14 protein-coding genes and 1 tRNA gene are annotated in these 16,432 nt (G+C 38.2%); 1 reads left to right on the top strand and 14 read right to left on the bottom strand.

The window, feature by feature from the left end:
• Positions 1–47: 47 nt before the first annotated feature.
• From EKM79_RS01990 to EKM79_RS02020, 7 genes are all read right to left on the bottom strand, one after another.
• The gene (locus tag EKM79_RS01990) at positions 48–1,130 is read right to left on the bottom strand and encodes an oxidoreductase (protein WP_125565465.1); all 1,083 of its coding nucleotides are present in this window, start codon (positions 1,128–1,130) and stop codon (positions 48–50) included.
• Between the two features lie 82 nt (positions 1,131–1,212).
• Positions 1,213–3,441 (bottom strand): L-type lectin family protein, encoded by a 2,229-nt coding sequence (locus EKM79_RS01995; RefSeq protein WP_125565466.1) that lies wholly within the window; start codon positions 3,439–3,441, stop codon positions 1,213–1,215.
• A gap of 200 nt (positions 3,442–3,641) precedes the next feature.
• Positions 3,642–4,943 carry a phosphopyruvate hydratase gene (gene eno / locus EKM79_RS02000; RefSeq protein ID WP_125565467.1) on the bottom strand — a complete coding sequence of 434 codons (1,302 nt, stop codon included), beginning with the start codon at positions 4,941–4,943 and terminating at the stop codon, positions 3,642–3,644.
• An 83-nt stretch (positions 4,944–5,026) separates the two neighbouring features.
• A complete protein-coding gene (gene tpiA, locus EKM79_RS02005; protein WP_125565468.1) occupies positions 5,027–5,779 on the bottom strand; it encodes a triose-phosphate isomerase in 753 nt (250 codons plus the stop codon).
• Between the two features lie 19 nt (positions 5,780–5,798).
• Positions 5,799–7,013 (bottom strand): phosphoglycerate kinase, encoded by a 1,215-nt coding sequence (locus EKM79_RS02010; RefSeq protein WP_125565469.1) that lies wholly within the window; start codon positions 7,011–7,013, stop codon positions 5,799–5,801.
• Positions 7,014–7,125: 112 nt separating this feature from the next.
• Positions 7,126–8,154: a type I glyceraldehyde-3-phosphate dehydrogenase gene (gene gap, locus EKM79_RS02015; protein WP_125565470.1), complete on the bottom strand. Its 1,029-nt coding sequence runs from the start codon at positions 8,152–8,154 to the stop codon at positions 7,126–7,128.
• Between the two features lie 38 nt (positions 8,155–8,192).
• Positions 8,193–9,233, bottom strand: a complete 1,041-nt coding sequence (locus EKM79_RS02020; protein ID WP_125565471.1) for a sugar-binding transcriptional regulator — start codon at positions 9,231–9,233, stop codon at positions 8,193–8,195.
• Positions 9,234–9,457: 224 nt separating this feature from the next.
• Here EKM79_RS02020 and EKM79_RS02025 point away from each other — a divergent pair.
• Positions 9,458–9,529: transfer RNA gene (locus tag EKM79_RS02025), tRNA-Arg, on the top strand.
• A 128-nt stretch (positions 9,530–9,657) separates the two neighbouring features.
• On the opposite strand, the gene EKM79_RS02030 is transcribed toward EKM79_RS02025, so the two are convergent.
• The 7 genes from EKM79_RS02030 to EKM79_RS02060 form a co-directional block, all read right to left on the bottom strand.
• Positions 9,658–10,449 carry an alpha/beta fold hydrolase gene (locus EKM79_RS02030; RefSeq protein WP_125565472.1) on the bottom strand — a complete coding sequence of 264 codons (792 nt, stop codon included), beginning with the start codon at positions 10,447–10,449 and terminating at the stop codon, positions 9,658–9,660.
• 24 nt (positions 10,450–10,473) lie between these two features.
• Positions 10,474–11,127, bottom strand: a complete 654-nt coding sequence (locus EKM79_RS02035; RefSeq protein ID WP_125565473.1) for a malonate decarboxylase holo-ACP synthase — start codon at positions 11,125–11,127, stop codon at positions 10,474–10,476.
• Positions 11,118–12,779 carry a biotin-independent malonate decarboxylase subunit beta gene (gene mdcD, locus EKM79_RS02040; protein WP_125565474.1) on the bottom strand — a complete coding sequence of 554 codons (1,662 nt, stop codon included), beginning with the start codon at positions 12,777–12,779 and terminating at the stop codon, positions 11,118–11,120. The genes EKM79_RS02035 and mdcD overlap by 10 nt, the downstream gene beginning before the upstream one ends.
• Positions 12,769–13,068 carry a malonate decarboxylase subunit delta gene (locus EKM79_RS02045; RefSeq protein WP_125565475.1) on the bottom strand — a complete coding sequence of 100 codons (300 nt, stop codon included), beginning with the start codon at positions 13,066–13,068 and terminating at the stop codon, positions 12,769–12,771. Before EKM79_RS02045 ends, mdcD begins: the two co-directional genes overlap by 11 nt.
• Before the next feature lie 95 nt (positions 13,069–13,163).
• Positions 13,164–13,880 carry a triphosphoribosyl-dephospho-CoA synthase gene (locus tag EKM79_RS02050; RefSeq protein WP_125565476.1) on the bottom strand — a complete coding sequence of 239 codons (717 nt, stop codon included), beginning with the start codon at positions 13,878–13,880 and terminating at the stop codon, positions 13,164–13,166.
• A gap of 1 nt (position 13,881) precedes the next feature.
• Positions 13,882–15,522, bottom strand: coding sequence for a malonate decarboxylase subunit alpha (gene mdcA, locus EKM79_RS02055; protein ID WP_125565477.1), 1,641 nt, complete (start codon positions 15,520–15,522; stop codon positions 13,882–13,884).
• A complete protein-coding gene (locus EKM79_RS02060) occupies positions 15,515–16,423 on the bottom strand; it encodes an ACP S-malonyltransferase (RefSeq protein ID WP_125565478.1) in 909 nt (302 codons plus the stop codon). Before EKM79_RS02060 ends, mdcA begins: the two co-directional genes overlap by 8 nt.
• Positions 16,424–16,432: the final 9 nt, after the last annotated feature.

Genomic DNA, 16,432 nt, shown 5'->3' on the forward strand with positions numbered 1-16,432 from the left:
GTGCATAAAAATAGGCATCCTCATTGAGGATGCCCATAGGCCAAAAATCATTCATCAATACTATTTGACAAAGAGCCCTTTAATTTTGGAACATCATAAATGGATGGAGATGGCTGATAAAAGCCTGCTTCCAAAAGTTCGATATCTGTTAATACTTGTTCATCAGTAATTAATTTTGGTGATCCATTAACTAACGTTTCATAAATAGAATCATAATACATACCATAGTCACCAACCGGAGTTTTAATCTGTTTTTTGATCCAGTCGCCATTAGCGTTTTGGTATTTTGCAATTCCATAATACATTGGACTATCTTCACCAAAACCATCAGCACCAGGCATAATACCAGCCTTCAGGTCATTTTCCTGTTGGTCGGCTCCATACTTAATAAACGATCCTTTAGTTCCATGCACGATAAAACGCGGGTATTCACTGGCTACATCGTAACCAACTTTTACCTTGACTTTAAGTTGTGTCCCATAATGTAGATCGACATCAAAATAATTATCAACAGCTTCCTCAACTTCAGTATTCCTTATGTCATATACGACTTTATCTGGACGACCAAAAAGTGCCACCATTCGATCCATTAAATGAATACCTAGTCCATAAAAGTTTCCCTGTTCTTTGGTACCTTTATCAGTAACTTTACCGGGTCGGTAATAATCAATATGTGATTCAACTTCAACAATATCGCAAAGGAATCCTTGCTCAATCACTTGTTTGGCAGCTAAATAGTCACCATCAAATCGGCGATTTTGATATGGCATAACTAATACATCTTTTTTTCTACCAAGTTCTAATAGTTCTTTTGCATGATCCACTGTATCAACGAATGGCTTTTCCACAACAACTGATTTGCCAGCATTAATAACTTGCTTAGCTAATTCATAATGAGTATTTGCCGGTGTACAAATAATTACCAGGTCGATTTCTTTATCCTGTAAAATATCATTTAAGTTGGTCGTAAACTCGACACCTTGTTCACGATATGGTTTGGCTAATTCTTCATTAGGACCCTTTCGTGTGTATACTTTTTTAAGTTCAAAGTTATTTCTAATGTTTAAATATGGTAAATGATAACGATTGGCTGACTTTCCAAAACCAATAAAGGCAATTTTTAAAGACATTTTATTTCCTCCAATGTTTAACGGAACCTATAATACTTTTACTGTATCAAAACAAAATCAAAAAAGACAGCCTGATGGCTGCCTAGATGCTGTCATACAAATCCCAATTTATGGTACCTGTGTATGTTCCAGCTTTTTCGTTACTGCTAGTTCTAAGGAGAATACCCTTGTCTTCATCCCAGTCAGAGATAATATCCTTAACTTCGTCTCCATCGACCTTATCAGTATAGCTAGCAATCATGACTGGATTATTAACAATTGATCTAATTGAATTGCCATCATTATAGACGAGGCCACCTTGAAGATTATTATTCCCACTTGTCAGCACAGTTGAAGAAGCCATAACTTTCCACTGCGAACCAGCATTTCTGGCATCATTAACCGATAATTTCCAATCATTATTTCTTCCAACAATATCGGATTCTCCAATATAATGGATTGGGTTAAATGAGACTTTGTCAGATACTTCCTTGAAGCTTAAATATCCTGTAACCGTAATGGTAGCCGTAACAACATTCGATTTTGTACCAACTTTATCAGTCACGTAGATGTCCAAAGTATTAACACCCGGCTTTAACTCATTAGAAGGAATATTGATTTTGAAGACGCCAGTTTCATCATTGTCATCCATTTGAAAACCATCACGTTCAACACCATTCAATACAGTATTGACCTTGAAGCTAGAATTAGTATTTCCTACATTTCCACCAGCATACAAGATCATACCGATCAGATTAGCATCTTCACCTGCTTTGATTGACTGCTTCGAACCAGAAAGTATTCCAATCGATATACCCTTATCAGACTGGATAGTAAAATTCGGTGTTTTGACATGGGTAATGAAATTAGTCGATGAGAAATTAGATGTTTCTGAAGCAATATCCGTATCACGGTTAACATCAATTGCTTGTCCAGTGAATTCAATTGTTGCATTTTGATTCGTCGAAGAAAGCGTTTCTGCTAAAGCATGTTGTACTTCATTCTCGGTCATACCTTCGATCGAAAAGTTTTCAACATTTCCATCAGCATACTTAATCGTAGCCGTATCATCATAATCAATATTTTCAATTTCAGTTTGAGGTTTATCTGGATCGGGTGCTATTCCTGGTAACTTGATTTGTGCAACAATGTTCTTCCAATCTCTTCTACCACTTTGATAATCAAGATTATAGGAAACCTTCAAATTATCCTTAGCAATCACTGCATCACCATCAGCTATTTCTCTATCTTGAGTTTCATCGTAAATGGAAGGTTTAACAGTTGCATTTACTAAATCTGGAATTGATTCAAAAATAACCAAATTGTTCTCATACTTACTACCGGTTGCACCAGTAAATCCCCAACGAACTCGTCCATCCGAAGATTTAAAAACATCCGTGTCAATGGTGAAGCTATTACTTAATGCATCGGGATTTTCTGAACCATCAGAATTAATATCATCGAATTTATAAGACATAACCTTACTAGTTGCATTCCAGTTCATTGTCAAATGATGCCAAGAACCATTAGTAAGACCCACATTTGAGATTAACCCACCATGATTCATATAATTAATGTATCCCTTAATCACTCCCATAAAGTCGTAATTCTTAGTAGCCGTATAATAACTCGATGCATTACCAGGATAGTTTGCCGCAATATGTTGTCCAGCATTAGCAATCTGAACGTCAAATGCACTACCATTACCTGCAGCTTGATAATTATCAGAATCGTTAATATAAGTATCAAACTCTAGCGCCCAACTTTTTTGAATGGCAGTTGTCGCAAACTTTTCAGTATCCTTTAAGCCTCCATCCATATCAGCTGCCCAGACACCCAGAGTTTCACCACCAGTTGGTGTTTTTACGGTTTGACCCCAAATATTCTTAGAAGTAAAAGTCGATATTGCACCTGTCCCATTATCATCATTTTGTAAAACAAAGGCCATACCGTCACCTGGATTCTTTGTACCTCCAAAGTACATCCACATCGACATAGTTTGATCTTTAGTCAAATCAAAATAATTACTATCAGTAGACCAAATAGCACCTAATTGATCCTTAGCGTAAGTTAATCTAACCGCATCAGTATCAGTTACATAGGCATTATTAACATCGATTACCGTCGAAACATTACCTTTGAATGTACCGGGAACAAAAATATCATCCAAGTTCAATCCTTGTGGAGCGCCATTAATTGCCGATGTATAATCATCATCAGTCGCAGTTGCAGCATCGACTTTTAAAGCTCCCGAAAAAGTTAAAAGTGAAAAAATGCCAAGTATTAGTAAATTTAAATATAATAGAAATCCCTTATTTGTATGTAATCTCATAGTCGGTATCTCCTGTGCGATTAAAATAAAGTAAATTATTGTTAATAATTTGAACCAAATATAGTATAGCCTATATAATTTCCATTATGATTCATATAATGAAATATTTTTTTATAAAATATGAACTGTTTTCATAATTTTTTTTATTCTCGACGCAAAAAAAGACAACCCCGAAGGATTGTCTTTAATTAAAATATTAATTATTTGTTTAAGTTGTAGAAACTGTGGATACCTTTGTATTCAGCTTGGTCACCAAGTTGATCTTCGATTCTCATCAATTGGTTGTACTTAGCGATACGGTCTGTACGACTCATTGAACCAGTCTTGATTTGACCTGCGTTTGTAGCAACAACAAGGTCAGCAATTGTTGTATCTTCTGTTTCACCTGAACGGTGTGATACAACGGCTGTGAATCCAGCTTCTTTAGCCATTTCGATAGCTTCAAATGTTTCTGTAAGTGTACCGATTTGGTTAAGCTTGATAAGGATTGAGTTTGATACTCCCATATCAATACCCTTCTTCAAGTAGTCTGTGTTTGTAACGAACAAGTCATCACCAACAAGTTGTACTTTCTTACCAAGAGCCTTTGTAACTTTTTGCCAATCTTCCCAGTTGTTTTCGTCAAGTGGGTCTTCGATTGTGATAACTGGGTACTTTTCAACGATTCCGTCAAGTAAGTCGATGAATTCGTCAGTTGTTAAGCTGGCACCATTTTCGCCTTCACCCTTAAGATCGTACTTACCAGTTTCTGTGTTGTAGAATTCTGATGAAGCACAGTCAAAACCAATAGCGATATCGTCGCCAGGCTTGTAACCAGCTTTTTCAATAGCTTCAACCAAAATCTTGAAAGGAGCTTCGTTGTTTTCAAGGTCAGGAGCAAATCCACCTTCATCACCAACAGCAGTGTTTAGACCACGGTCTTTAAGCAATGATTTAAGTGCTTGGAAAGTTTCTGAACCCATACGTACAGCTTCGTGAACTGATTTTGCACCAACTGGTACAATCATGAATTCTTGGAAGTCAACGTTGTTATCAGCATGCTTACCACCATTGATAACGTTCATCATTGGTGTTGGAAGTACGTGAGCGTTAGGACCACCAAGGTATTCGTACAATGGTAAACCTAATTCGTCAGCAGCAGCACGTGCAGCAGCTAGTGAAACACCTAAAATGGCATTTGCACCAAGGTTACCTTTGTTTTCTGTACCGTCAAGGTCGATCATAGCTTGATCAATAGCTCTTTGATCAGTAACGTCCATACCAACAATCTTCTTAGCAATCTTGTCGTTAACGTTAGCAACAGCTTTAAGAACACCCTTGCCACCAAAACGTGACTTGTCGCCATCACGCAATTCAACAGCTTCGTGTTCACCAGTTGAAGCACCTGATGGAACGATTCCGCGGCCAAAGCCACCTAGTTCAGTATATAGTTCAACTTCAACAGTTGGGTTACCACGTGAATCAAGAACTTCACGACCTAAAATATCAGTAATTACAGACATATTTTAAAAATCTCCTTTTTGATTTTAATACAACCTAATTTTAACCTTTTTACTACTTAAAATAAATATCTTAATTAAGATTATTATTTATTAAAGTTAGCTAATGCCAAGAATGATTCAGGGTCCATGCTGGCACCACCAACAAGTCCACCATCGATATCTTCTTTAGACATTAATTCTTTAACGTTAGCAGGTTTAACTGAACCACCATAAAGGATACGTACTTTATCAGCAGTAGCAGCATCATACAAGCTAGCAATCTTTTCACGAATTACGTGAACCATTTCTTGTGCTTGATCAGCAGTAGCAGTCTTACCAGTACCGATTGCCCAGATTGGTTCGTAAGCGATAACTGATTTTGCTAAGTCATCAGCAGAGATACCCTTAACAGCAGCTTCGATTTGACCAGTTACCCAGTCTTCGGCCTTGCCAGCTTCACGTTGTTCTAGAGTTTCACCACAGCAGATGATAGGTAGCATGTTGTTCTTAAGAATAGCATGTGCCTTCTTGTTAATATCTTCGTCAGTTTCACCGAAGTATTGACGTCTTTCTGAGTGACCAATGATTACATAATCAATGCCCATATCTGAAAGAGCCTTAGGTGAAGTTTCACCAGTAAATGCACCGGCGTCTTCGAAGTAACAGTTTTCAGCAGCTGTCTTTAGTGGCTCGTCTTTTGAGAACCATGTAAGAGCATTCAAATCAATAGCAGGAGCACCAATGATAGCTTCTACGCCAGATTCTGGCAATTTACCTTTGATAGCTTCTAGAAATTCTTGGGTTTCTTGAGGATTTTTGTTCATCTTCCAGTTACCCGCAATAATAGGTGTACGCATAAATTTAACACTCCTTAGATTATTTGTCAGAAATTGAATCAATACCAGGTAATACTTTACCTTCTAGATATTCAAGTGAAGCACCACCACCAGTTGAGATGTGTGTTAGTTTATCAGCAATACCTAGACTCTTAGCAGCAGCAGTTGAGTCACCACCACCAACGATTGTTGTAGCATCTGTTAATTCACCAAGTGCACGTCCAACTTCTAGTGTACCTTCAGCAAACTTGCTCATTTCGAATGCACCCATAGGTCCATTCCATACAACAGTCTTAGCACCCTTCAAAGTATCTTTGAACAATGCGATTGACTTAGGTCCAATATCAAGAGCCATTTCGTCATCAGGAATGTCTACACCATCAGTAGTTGTAGCATCAGCATCATTTGAGAATTCTTTAGCAACGATGTGGTCTACAGGAAGAACAATCTTGTCGCCTGCTTTTTGAAGGAGGTCTTTAGCAAGTTCAACTTTGTCTTCTTCGAATAATGACTTACCAATCTTGTGGCCTTGAGCGGCTAAGAATGTATATGCCATACCACCACCGATAATGATGTGGTCTGATTTTGGAATTAGATGTTCGATAACACCGATCTTATCTGAAACCTTTGCACCACCAAGGATTGTTACGAATGGGTGTACAGGATTGTCTACGGCATTACCTAAGAATTTAATTTCTTTTTCCATCAAGTATCCAGCAGCAACTGGCTTACCATTAGCCTTCATAGCTGTTGAAATACCAACGTTTGATGCATGGCTTCTGTGAGCTGTACCAAAGGCGTCGTTAATAAATACGTCGCCAAGTGATGCCCAGTATTCACCAAGTTTTGGATCATTTTTACTTTCACGTTTACCGAAATCATTGTCGATATCTTGGAAACGTGTGTTTTCCATTAATAGAATGTCGCCATCTTTTAATTCGTTGATAGCATCTTCAAGTTCTTTACCTTCGTTAGTTGGTACGAACTTAACTGACATACCACTTAATTCTTGTAACTTTTCAGCAACTGGCTTCAATGACAAAGCTTTCTTGTCTTCATCACTCTTAATTCTACCCAAGTGTGATAGCAAGATAACCTTTCCACCTTGTTCAGATACATATTTGATTGTAGGAATTGCGGCAACGATACGGTTTGTATCACCAACAACACCATCTTTAATAGGAACGTTGAAATCTACACGCATAAGAACTTTCTTGTCTTTTACGTCAACGTCAGAAACAATAAGTTTGGCCATTAATAAATCCTCCAATGTTTTCCTTAAAAAAAGGCGGAAGGAGTTATCCTCCCTCCGCCAATTTAAATCGCTAAATTAGGTTTTTAAATCCAGCTAAAAGCTAATCTAAAAATTAGTCTAAGCTAGCAAATTTTTCAAGTGTACGAACCATTTGTGCAGTAAATCCTGATTCGTTGTCATACCATGCAACAGTCTTTACAACTTGGCCTTCACCTGAACCAACAACTTGTGTTTGTGTTGGGTCAAATACTGAACCAAATGATGTACCGATGATGTCTGATGATACGATTTCGTCATCGTTGTAACCGAATGAAGGGTTGTTTTCTGTATACTTCTTAACAGCAGCATTAACTTCGTCAACTGTAACTTCCTTGTCGAAAGTTGCAACTAATTCTGTAAGTGAACCTGTGATAACTGGTACACGTTGTGCATGTCCATCAAGCTTACCCTTAAGTTCTGGAACAACAAGACCAAGAGCCTTAGCAGCACCAGTTGAATGAGGGATGATGTTAGCAGCAGCAGCACGTGCAGCACGAACATTACCTTTACGTTCTGGACCATCTTGAAGTTTTTGTGTAGCTGTGTATGCGTGAACTGTTGTCATTGTACCAGCTTTGATACCGAATTCTTTGTTAACGGCATTAGCTAATGGTGCAAGACAGTTTGTTGTACATGAACCAGCTGAAGCGATCTTAACGTCATTTGTAAGAATGTCGTCGTTAACACCGTAAACAACTGTAGGCATAGCACCTGATGGAGCTGAGATCAATACACGTTTTGCACCAGCATCGATATGAGCTTGTGCTTTTTCTTGTGATGTGTAGAAACCAGTACATTCAAGAACGATGTCAACACCGTCGTTGCCAACCCATTTAAGGTCTGCAGCATTCATTTCAGCATATACAGGAATAGTCTTACCGTCAACGACGATTGAGTTTTCTGTAGCACTGATCTTGTCAGCCATGAAGTTACCATGAGCTGTATCATATTTCAATAGATGTGCAAGCATTGCAGGTGATGTTAAATCGTTGATTGCAACAACTTCCAAATCAGTCTTACCTTGTGCTTGAAGATCAGCAATACGACGGAATGCCAAACGACCGATACGTCCAAATCCATTAATACCAACTTTTGTAGTCATACAAAAATTCCTCCTTCAGGAAATTAAAAAATATATTTTTAAGGGTTATCCCTTAAAATCAACTTTGAGGCACCTTCATCAGTAATAAGTATTGTATGAGAAGGTGCATTTTTCATATATGATTGAATTGCGCTGGCCTTTTGAGCTCCACCTGCAATTGCAATCACATATTTAATTCTATCAAGGTCCCGAACATGAAGTCCAATTCTAGGTACCTTATAAACCAGTCTACCACTTTGATCAAAGAAATCACCGAAAGCCTCTGAAACGGCTTCTCCTTCAGCAATCATTGACTTCTCACCTCTAGATAGGTTCCTTCGATCTGCCATGATACCTGCGGAGCCAATGCTGTGAATAACCACATCACTCCTATATATTAAATCAAGAACCGATTTAATTGAAGTCTCTTTTTGAAGAGATTCAAAACTTTTCTCACTAATATCCTCAGGAAGATACATAGCTCGATATTGGCCTTGAGTTTTCTCAGCCATCTCTGCGCAAACACTGTTTGCTTGAATCACAACTGACTCACCCACACCACCTCGAGCGGGTAAGAAAATCAATTGGCGATTCTTCGATAAGCCCGGTGAAAGGTTTCTTGCCACTTTGGCAAGTGTTCTACCACCTGTAACTGAGATAAGTGTTTCTCCACTCGGAAGTATTGAACCTAATAACTGATTCAATCGCCTTCCAAATGAATCAACTACACGTGGTTGCTTGTCAGCATTACCTGGTAAAACAATACAACGTGCAATTCCTAACTTCTGGCTAAGCTGTTTCTCCAGAAGCGCAGTACCTTGATAATCAGCTAACATTTTACCTAGTTGGTCAGTTACGTGACCACCATTTCTTGTTAGCGACATCCCAGACTTAGAAGAAGTAATTAATCCTTGCTTCCTAAGCATGTCTGTCTCTGTACGCAAGCTGCGTTCAGTAACATCCAGACCATCAGCGAGAACTCTGCGTCCCACCGGCTCCATTAGTGAAATACTCTGAAGAATCATAAATCGCTTTTCCACAGTTTTAATGAAGTCTGGGGCAACTAAATCCAGCAATTCTAAATCTTCATTATTAGTCATTTGATATACTCCATGGGACGTGGCTCGTCCCTGTATGTCTTAATACGACCCATATACTCAAAAAATAATAGCTCAGTCGAACCATTAATCTCCTAAGCACACTGATTATTATAACTGGTATTGTGATTATTTCAAGTAATATCCTCCAAAAAACGTCAACTTCGTGAATTTTTTTTAGTAATTTACATTTAGTACTGTTTTGAGATAAAATTAAAAGTGTAGACGCGCCGTTAGTGTAATGGATCGCACGTAGGATTCCGGTTCCTGAAATACGGGTTCGACTCCCGTATGGCGCATAAAAAAAGGTGATCAGCTTTTTTACTAAGCTGGTCGCCTTTTTTTATTTGCTTTTATATAAATAATGTCACCTTAAAAATCAATTTAAATATCTACATTAATATAGGTAAGAAAACCCTTTATCTTCTCACTGATAACGACGATTAGATAAAACAAAATGACGCATTAACTGATTAAATGCATTCGGTGCTTCAGCCATAATCGCATGTCCGGAATTATCAACAACGGCTGACGTGACATTCAATCCAACTGAAGAAACCACATTTGCAAAATCAGAATTGTAATACGGGCTCTCTTTAGCAGCTACTAACATAACTGGACAATTACTGTTTTTAATCACATCCCGCCAATCTTTTGTAATGTGATCAAATAATAACGGCAAATTATCATCACGATTAAATGGATAGTTGTTCTTAGCATCATTTAGTTTGTTGATTACTCGTGAATCCAAGCCATGCAGTGTTTCGTGAACATTCACAGGATGCAATGTCTTATCTCGATAATTATCGAGACTGATATCCATGAAGCCATACTTCCATGTGGGATCATTCAACATTTTTGGAGTCTGATCAACTCCCATAACAGCGGCGACATTCTCATATTCAGCCAAATAACCATAACAAACACTAGCTCCCATAGAGTGTCCAATCAACAAAGGATTATTCAAATGTAGATATTCGATCAATTCGTGTAGATCCACAATCAATCTAGACATATTCAATCCTGAATCAGTTCTTTGGGATACACCATGATTTCGATGATCATAAGTTATCACCTGATAACCCATCTTAACCAAATATGGTATTTGTAATTGCCAAATTTCTTGATATCCACCAAAACCAGCAATTAATACAACTGGTTTGCCAGTTCCATAAACGTTATAGTTCAATTCAATATTATCATCTGTTAAAAATTTCATTGTCTACCAAAAAAATCTTGGAAATTAATCCAAGATTTTTTTATCCTTCTCTATTTCTGTCCACGGATCCGAAGATAACTTAGGTCCGTTAGCAGTCTTTATTAGAATAGTATCACTTGTATTATTAGCAAACTCTTCCAGTGAAAATCCCTTTTGACCATGAACAACTTGAAAGTCTGCATGTACTCCGAACTGATTGAGTGACTTCAATAACTTAACCGATTCAGCATGCGATAGATGTCTGTTCTCATACCAAATCAAATCGAGATCACTAGTCATTTTAGCAGTCGGTTGTCCGCTGGCTAATTCAAATCCGGCACTACCTCCAATACCCCACTGGTATCCTTCCAATAGTGTTGCAATCTTCGGCAATGCTTTGAACGCAGGTAACTTCAATCGCTCATCTGGCAAATTCTTCCATGTGTCATTCACTAAGGAACGTGGACTAATTACATTTTCTCCCGTAATTATATTGGAAGAAATAAATCCGGGAAATCTTTGTTCACGTCTGACGCCTCTTACACCAACTGGAATCTTCCCATCAAGAATTCCACGACGAACTATCACCAACGGAGCCCTTTTCAGACTATCTATTACCCATGAAGGAATATCACTATCACTAAAAAAATCATCAAGTTTAATTTTAATCAAATCATGTGGTAAAAGATTTAATCCCATTGTTCAAAAACTGCCTTACGAACAGCGTTTGTGGCCTTACGACCACTTTCAATGGCAATTGGTGTTTCATAGCGGAAATGCAAGTCCGCTGACTTGCCGACAGTACTTTGAATGGCATCATCAATAATTGAATTGATCTTGGCAACATTCTCGTCAGTAGCATCATATGAACCGATACCCTTAACTAACTTGTACAATGCACCAAGTTTCTCATAGTTATCAATGTCATAAGCCATAGCAGGGACATGCTTAGTAGCCTCTTCCAGTTCAGCAATTGTACGTTGTGTAATACGAGCGGCACTTGCCTTTGACATAGCTTGAATTGTAATTGATGTGTCATCTAAGGCTATCATTCGATTAGACTGTAGTCCATGGGCTAAGAATCCACCTGATACAGCATCCCCTGGAATAAAGGCAATAACTGGATGTCCAGCTTGACGTGCCTTAGCATATGCAGCAGCACTTGAACCAAGGGCAACGTGAATACCAATTAATTCTTCTTGATATCCATAAGCTTGACTAGGAACATCAACAACCATAATAATTGGACGTTTTACATCTTTATCGGCATCATCTGCAACTACTTTATTAACAATACTTGCTACAGCAAATCCTTCTTCAAGACCTACTTCACCGTCTCTAACACGTGGAAACTTATTATTAGCATCAGGAACAATAGCAACGTATTCCTTGCCATCCTTTTCAGCATGCAAAACCGTTGATACTGAGCTCTTAGCGTTATTGATACCTGTTAGTTTTTCAAACCACAAGCGGCCGCGACTCTTTGTACCAGGTTCTGTACCTTCGACAGCATCATCTATAACGTGCTTTTCAGCTTCAACTTTTGAATACAACTTACGGTAACCGTCGATATCCAGCTTCTTGCTCAAATCTAGCTTGTCTAGTAATGATAGATAAAAATCAACTTTCTCAGTTCTGTGAGCATCTTTCTTAGCATCAATTGCATCAGAAACTGACTTCTTAATATCATCAATAGTATCTTCCACAACTTCATCAACTAAACCAGTTGCCAGTCTTTGTTTTGTACCTAATGTATTCCAAATCAAATCTTTATCACTGGAATCAAATTCACGAACACCAGCTTCTTGTTCAATAACTTCTGGTCCGTTCAAAGCAATTCTAGCTTTCTTAGTGGCAATCAAATATGAAAGAATCGAGGCTGTAATTGACATACCACCAAATGAACCAACACGTCCGGGAACTAAACCAATAACGGGTACATAATTTTTCAATGCAATAACAGCATTTTGAATCTCTGAAATTGATAGTAATCCATAGTTAGCTTCTTGAAGACGAACACCACCAGTATCCAAGATTATTACAGGATAAATAGTCTTGCCAGCCTTATTATCTTCCAAAGCTTTTTCTAACGCTGCAACGATCTTGGCACCACTAACTTCACCAATACCACCGCCTTGGAACTTACCTTCAATAGAAATAACCAGCGCATTTTTACCATTAATAGTACCACGCATCAAAACAACACCGTCGTCACTTTCAGGGACAATGCCTTGTGGTTCCAAATGAGGAGAAATCATATTATCAAGTGGTCCCACTAATTCACGGGCATTATCGTCAAGTAATGCCTCAGCACGTTCACGTGCACGTAATTCAACAAAACTATTTTTCATCCTTTAATGCCTCCATTGCTTGAGTTAAACGTAGGTTTACAACACCAGGTGTTGAACCAAAGTCATTAATTTCAATGTTTGCTTGAATTGGATATCTAGCAAAAAAGCGATCCAAAACATTCTTCCAAACTTCCTTAAAACCATCACTACCAGTTACGATATTAACGACTGTTTCATCGGAATCTGTTGGACGAAAGATTACTTCAAGATCCCCTGAAGCAACAACACCAATGTGAACTGGTTTTTGAATAGGATTTTTAGTTTCAAATTTATAATGTAATTTTTCCATTTATTCTTCTCCTAAACGAGTTATTCACTCTCTAATTTGTCTAAAAAATAACTTGCTGCAAATAAATCTGCACAACCACCTGGAGAAATATTGTATTAACTGACGAACTTTTCTAGCTCAATGAATTTTGAATTCTCAATTACCGGAGTACTACTCACAAATATTTCGTTAGAAATACTTTGTAATGTTTTCAAAACTTTTAAATTGCTGCGATAAACAATATTAGTATCATTAACGTTGCTATACAAAAGCATCAATCGACGTAACCATAAGTCATCGACGTTTCTCGAATAGTTCAAAACTCTTCTAATATTAGGGAACCCATTTTGAGCTTCACCACGAGCACCTGATAAGGCATATTTCTTTTTAGTTGCCATACCATGAGTTTTTTTCGCTGTTTGTGGAACGAACTTATCTGGCAATTGAGCCAATTTCTGCGCCGATAATAGTATTTGCTCTATATCACCTGTCTGTACAGAACTGATTGCACTGATCAATAACTCCATAGTCCAAATCGCACCTTTATGAGTATTAATACCATCAGTTGCCTTGAACATATCAGCTTCAGTGTCTCGACCGATAGCACCAATATCTTCACGTAATGCAACATCAATATTACGATTAAAGCTCACCTCGGCGATTCGCTGAAATCCCGGCAATAAACTGTCAGCAGACTTTAAGAACAAATTCAAATCCATATCATCATGTGAACCGTTAGATAATGCATCAACTAATCCAGGTTTGGGAGTGAAATTCACTTCCCATTTCAGAGCATCAACTGCTGATTGTGCAATAGATGTTTTAGTCTGCATCTTATGACCAACTTCTGAACTTAGCTGGTGGATTGTACAAACCGTCTGACCAACTTACTAAGTCATCCATCGTTTGTGCGGCAAGAAGTGAACGTTTAGCTTCATTACGATGTACACCAAGATCTTCTGGCAATGCGACGATACCACGTGCACGTAAGTCAGCTAGTTGTTTAGGATTACTTCTTAAGCCAACTGGTGTAACTCCGGCAATAGCTTCAATAGCTGCTTGTCTTTCAGCCATACTATCTGTCTTGTACAAGTATGCAATACCTTCTTCAGTAACGATATGAGTTGTATCTTCTGAATAAATCATAATTGGAACATTAGCTAACTTAGCTTCTTTTCTAACTTCTTCAGCATCAAGATGATCAACGAACACTGGTTTCTTATTTGAGCCGAATGTTTCGACCATTTGTACAACTAATTTTTGTCCTTTACCTAGTGGATCATTATCTGGACGAAGGCTTTGCCATGCTGGTGTAGAATGACGACGTCCTGTTGGGTTACTTCCCATATTAGGAGCACCACCAAATCCGGATAAACGACCATTTGTAACAGTCGATGAATTACCATATTTATCAATTTGAAGTGTCGAACCAACGAACATATCAAGAGCATATTGACCAGCCATTTGACCAAAAGCACGGTTTGATCTCATTGTTCCATCTTTACCTACGAAGAATATATCAGGACGATGGGCAATATAATTTTCCATACCAACTTCACCACCAAAACTGTGGATAGTCTTGACCCAGCCACTCTCAATTGCAGGAATCAGTGTAGGTGTAGGATTAACTTCCCAGTTAGGAACGATCTTGCCCTTCAATCCTAGTTGATCCCCATAAGTAGGCAACAGTAATTCAATCGCAGCAGTGTTAAATCCAACACCGTGGTTAACTGTTTGTACATTATGCTTCTCATAAATACCACGAATTGCCATCATACCCATAAGAATTTGTAATTCAGTAATATTTTGAGGATCACGTGTGAATAGTGGTTCTAGTTGATATGGTTGATCAGCTTGAACAACGACATCAACCCAATCGCCGGGGATATCAACACGTGGAACTTTGTCGACGATCTCGTTAGCTTGAACAATGACGATTCCGTCTTTGAAAGCAGCTGATTCAACGATTACAGGTGTCTCTTCGGTATTTGCACCAGTATACAAATTACCATCGTGATCGACCTTGTCTGCTGCAACTAGAACAACATTAGGAATCAAATCAACATATAGACGCGCATACAATTCAAGATATGTATGAATATCACCGACATCCATAGTACCGTCAGCAATCATTTGTGAAATACGTGTACTTTGTGGTCCAGCAAATGAAAAGTCCAACTTGCTAGCAATCCCTGTTTCAAAAATATCCAAGTGTTCTGGTCTTGAAACAGAAGACATAATCATATGTAAGTCATGAACCTTTTCGGGGTCTACTGAAGCTAATACCTTTGATAAGAAACTAGCTTGTTTTTGGTTATCCCCTTCCAATACAACTTTATCGCCGGGAGCAATTAAGTCTTCCAACAATTCTTTAGCATTTTCAGTTTTTACAAACTTACCGTCCATCATTGATGCAACTTTTTCTAACTTAGCGTTTTTAGCATCACGATGTGTAGTCCAACTTCTTTTAGTCATTTATTTTCCTCCATTTTTTTAATAGAAATTCAATATCATCAATTCCCATTTCACTCATGGTAATGTTTCTTAGATCAGGAAACTTGGTATGAATCAATCTGGTGAATGCATGCCCTGGCATTGCTTCTATGGTAGTGTCGATGCCAAGTTCACTGGCAACACTCATCATTGTGTCCCAATAAACTGGATATATCAGATTATTGACCATGTCCTTCTTGACTTCATCCACAGTACGAACAGCATGACCATTGTAATTAGTTAAATAAGTACATTCAGGTCGTTTTAACTCGACTGTCTTAAAAACATCTTGTAAAGCATCAGCCGCCGATTGCATAAGTGGCGAATGTGACGGATTAGGAACTTTTAGAATTACAGCTTTTTGAGCACCGTGATTCTTTGCTAAATCCAAAACTTTATTGATACCATCTAACGATCCAGATAATGCCGTCTGTAATTCTGAATTTTGATTAGAAACATAAACATCAGGCATGTTGACTTCCTTAACTAGTGCGGTTACTTCCTTACGAGTTAAGCCAACAATGGCACCCATACCGTATCCGACTGGATAGGCCTCCTTCATCTTAGTTGAACGAAGAAAGACAATTTTGATTGCATCTTCCTCAGTCAAAACTCCAGCAGCAACTGCTGCACCAAAAACTCCTAAAGAATGTCCAGCAACAACATCAGGCTTCTCGTCTATATTCTTTAATTGTCTAATGTTATATAGTTGCAAAATTAAAATCCCCAATTGAATTTGAATCGAATCTTTATAAGCTTCTTCGTCATCACTCAACTGCACTCCGGTCAAATCTTGTACTTTAGTCTTTAAATCAAGTGGTACATTATCCAACATCCCCGGACGTTGTCCACCTTGCCCTGGGAATATCCATAAAGTACGCATATATTCACC

The sequence above is a fragment of the Companilactobacillus insicii genome (assembly GCF_003946015.1).
In the GTDB taxonomy this organism is placed as follows: domain Bacteria; phylum Bacillota; class Bacilli; order Lactobacillales; family Lactobacillaceae; genus Companilactobacillus; species Companilactobacillus insicii.

Excerpts from the sequence above, each read along its gene's own strand:
- EKM79_RS01990 (WP_125565465.1), bottom strand. The coding sequence starts at position 1,130 with ATGTCTTTAAAAATTGCCTTTATTGGTTTTGGAAAGTCAGCCAATCGT.
- EKM79_RS01995 (WP_125565466.1), bottom strand. The coding sequence starts at position 3,441 with ATGAGATTACATACAAATAAGGGATTTCTATTATATTTAAATTTACTA.
- eno (WP_125565467.1), bottom strand. The coding sequence starts at position 4,943 with ATGTCTGTAATTACTGATATTTTAGGTCGTGAAGTTCTTGATTCACGT.
- tpiA (WP_125565468.1), bottom strand. The coding sequence starts at position 5,779 with ATGCGTACACCTATTATTGCGGGTAACTGGAAGATGAACAAAAATCCT.
- EKM79_RS02010 (WP_125565469.1), bottom strand. The coding sequence starts at position 7,013 with ATGGCCAAACTTATTGTTTCTGACGTTGACGTAAAAGACAAGAAAGTT.
- gap (WP_125565470.1), bottom strand. The coding sequence starts at position 8,154 with ATGACTACAAAAGTTGGTATTAATGGATTTGGACGTATCGGTCGTTTG.
- EKM79_RS02020 (WP_125565471.1), bottom strand. The coding sequence starts at position 9,233 with ATGACTAATAATGAAGATTTAGAATTGCTGGATTTAGTTGCCCCAGAC.
- EKM79_RS02030 (WP_125565472.1), bottom strand. The coding sequence starts at position 10,449 with ATGAAATTTTTAACAGATGATAATATTGAATTGAACTATAACGTTTAT.
- EKM79_RS02035 (WP_125565473.1), bottom strand. The coding sequence starts at position 11,127 with ATGGGATTAAATCTTTTACCACATGATTTGATTAAAATTAAACTTGAT.
- mdcD (WP_125565474.1), bottom strand. The coding sequence starts at position 12,779 with ATGAAAAATAGTTTTGTTGAATTACGTGCACGTGAACGTGCTGAGGCA.
- EKM79_RS02045 (WP_125565475.1), bottom strand. The coding sequence starts at position 13,068 with ATGGAAAAATTACATTATAAATTTGAAACTAAAAATCCTATTCAAAAA.
- EKM79_RS02050 (WP_125565476.1), bottom strand. The coding sequence starts at position 13,880 with ATGCAGACTAAAACATCTATTGCACAATCAGCAGTTGATGCTCTGAAA.
- mdcA (WP_125565477.1), bottom strand. The coding sequence starts at position 15,522 with ATGACTAAAAGAAGTTGGACTACACATCGTGATGCTAAAAACGCTAAG.
- EKM79_RS02060 (WP_125565478.1), bottom strand. The coding sequence starts at position 16,423 with ATGCGTACTTTATGGATATTCCCAGGGCAAGGTGGACAACGTCCGGGG.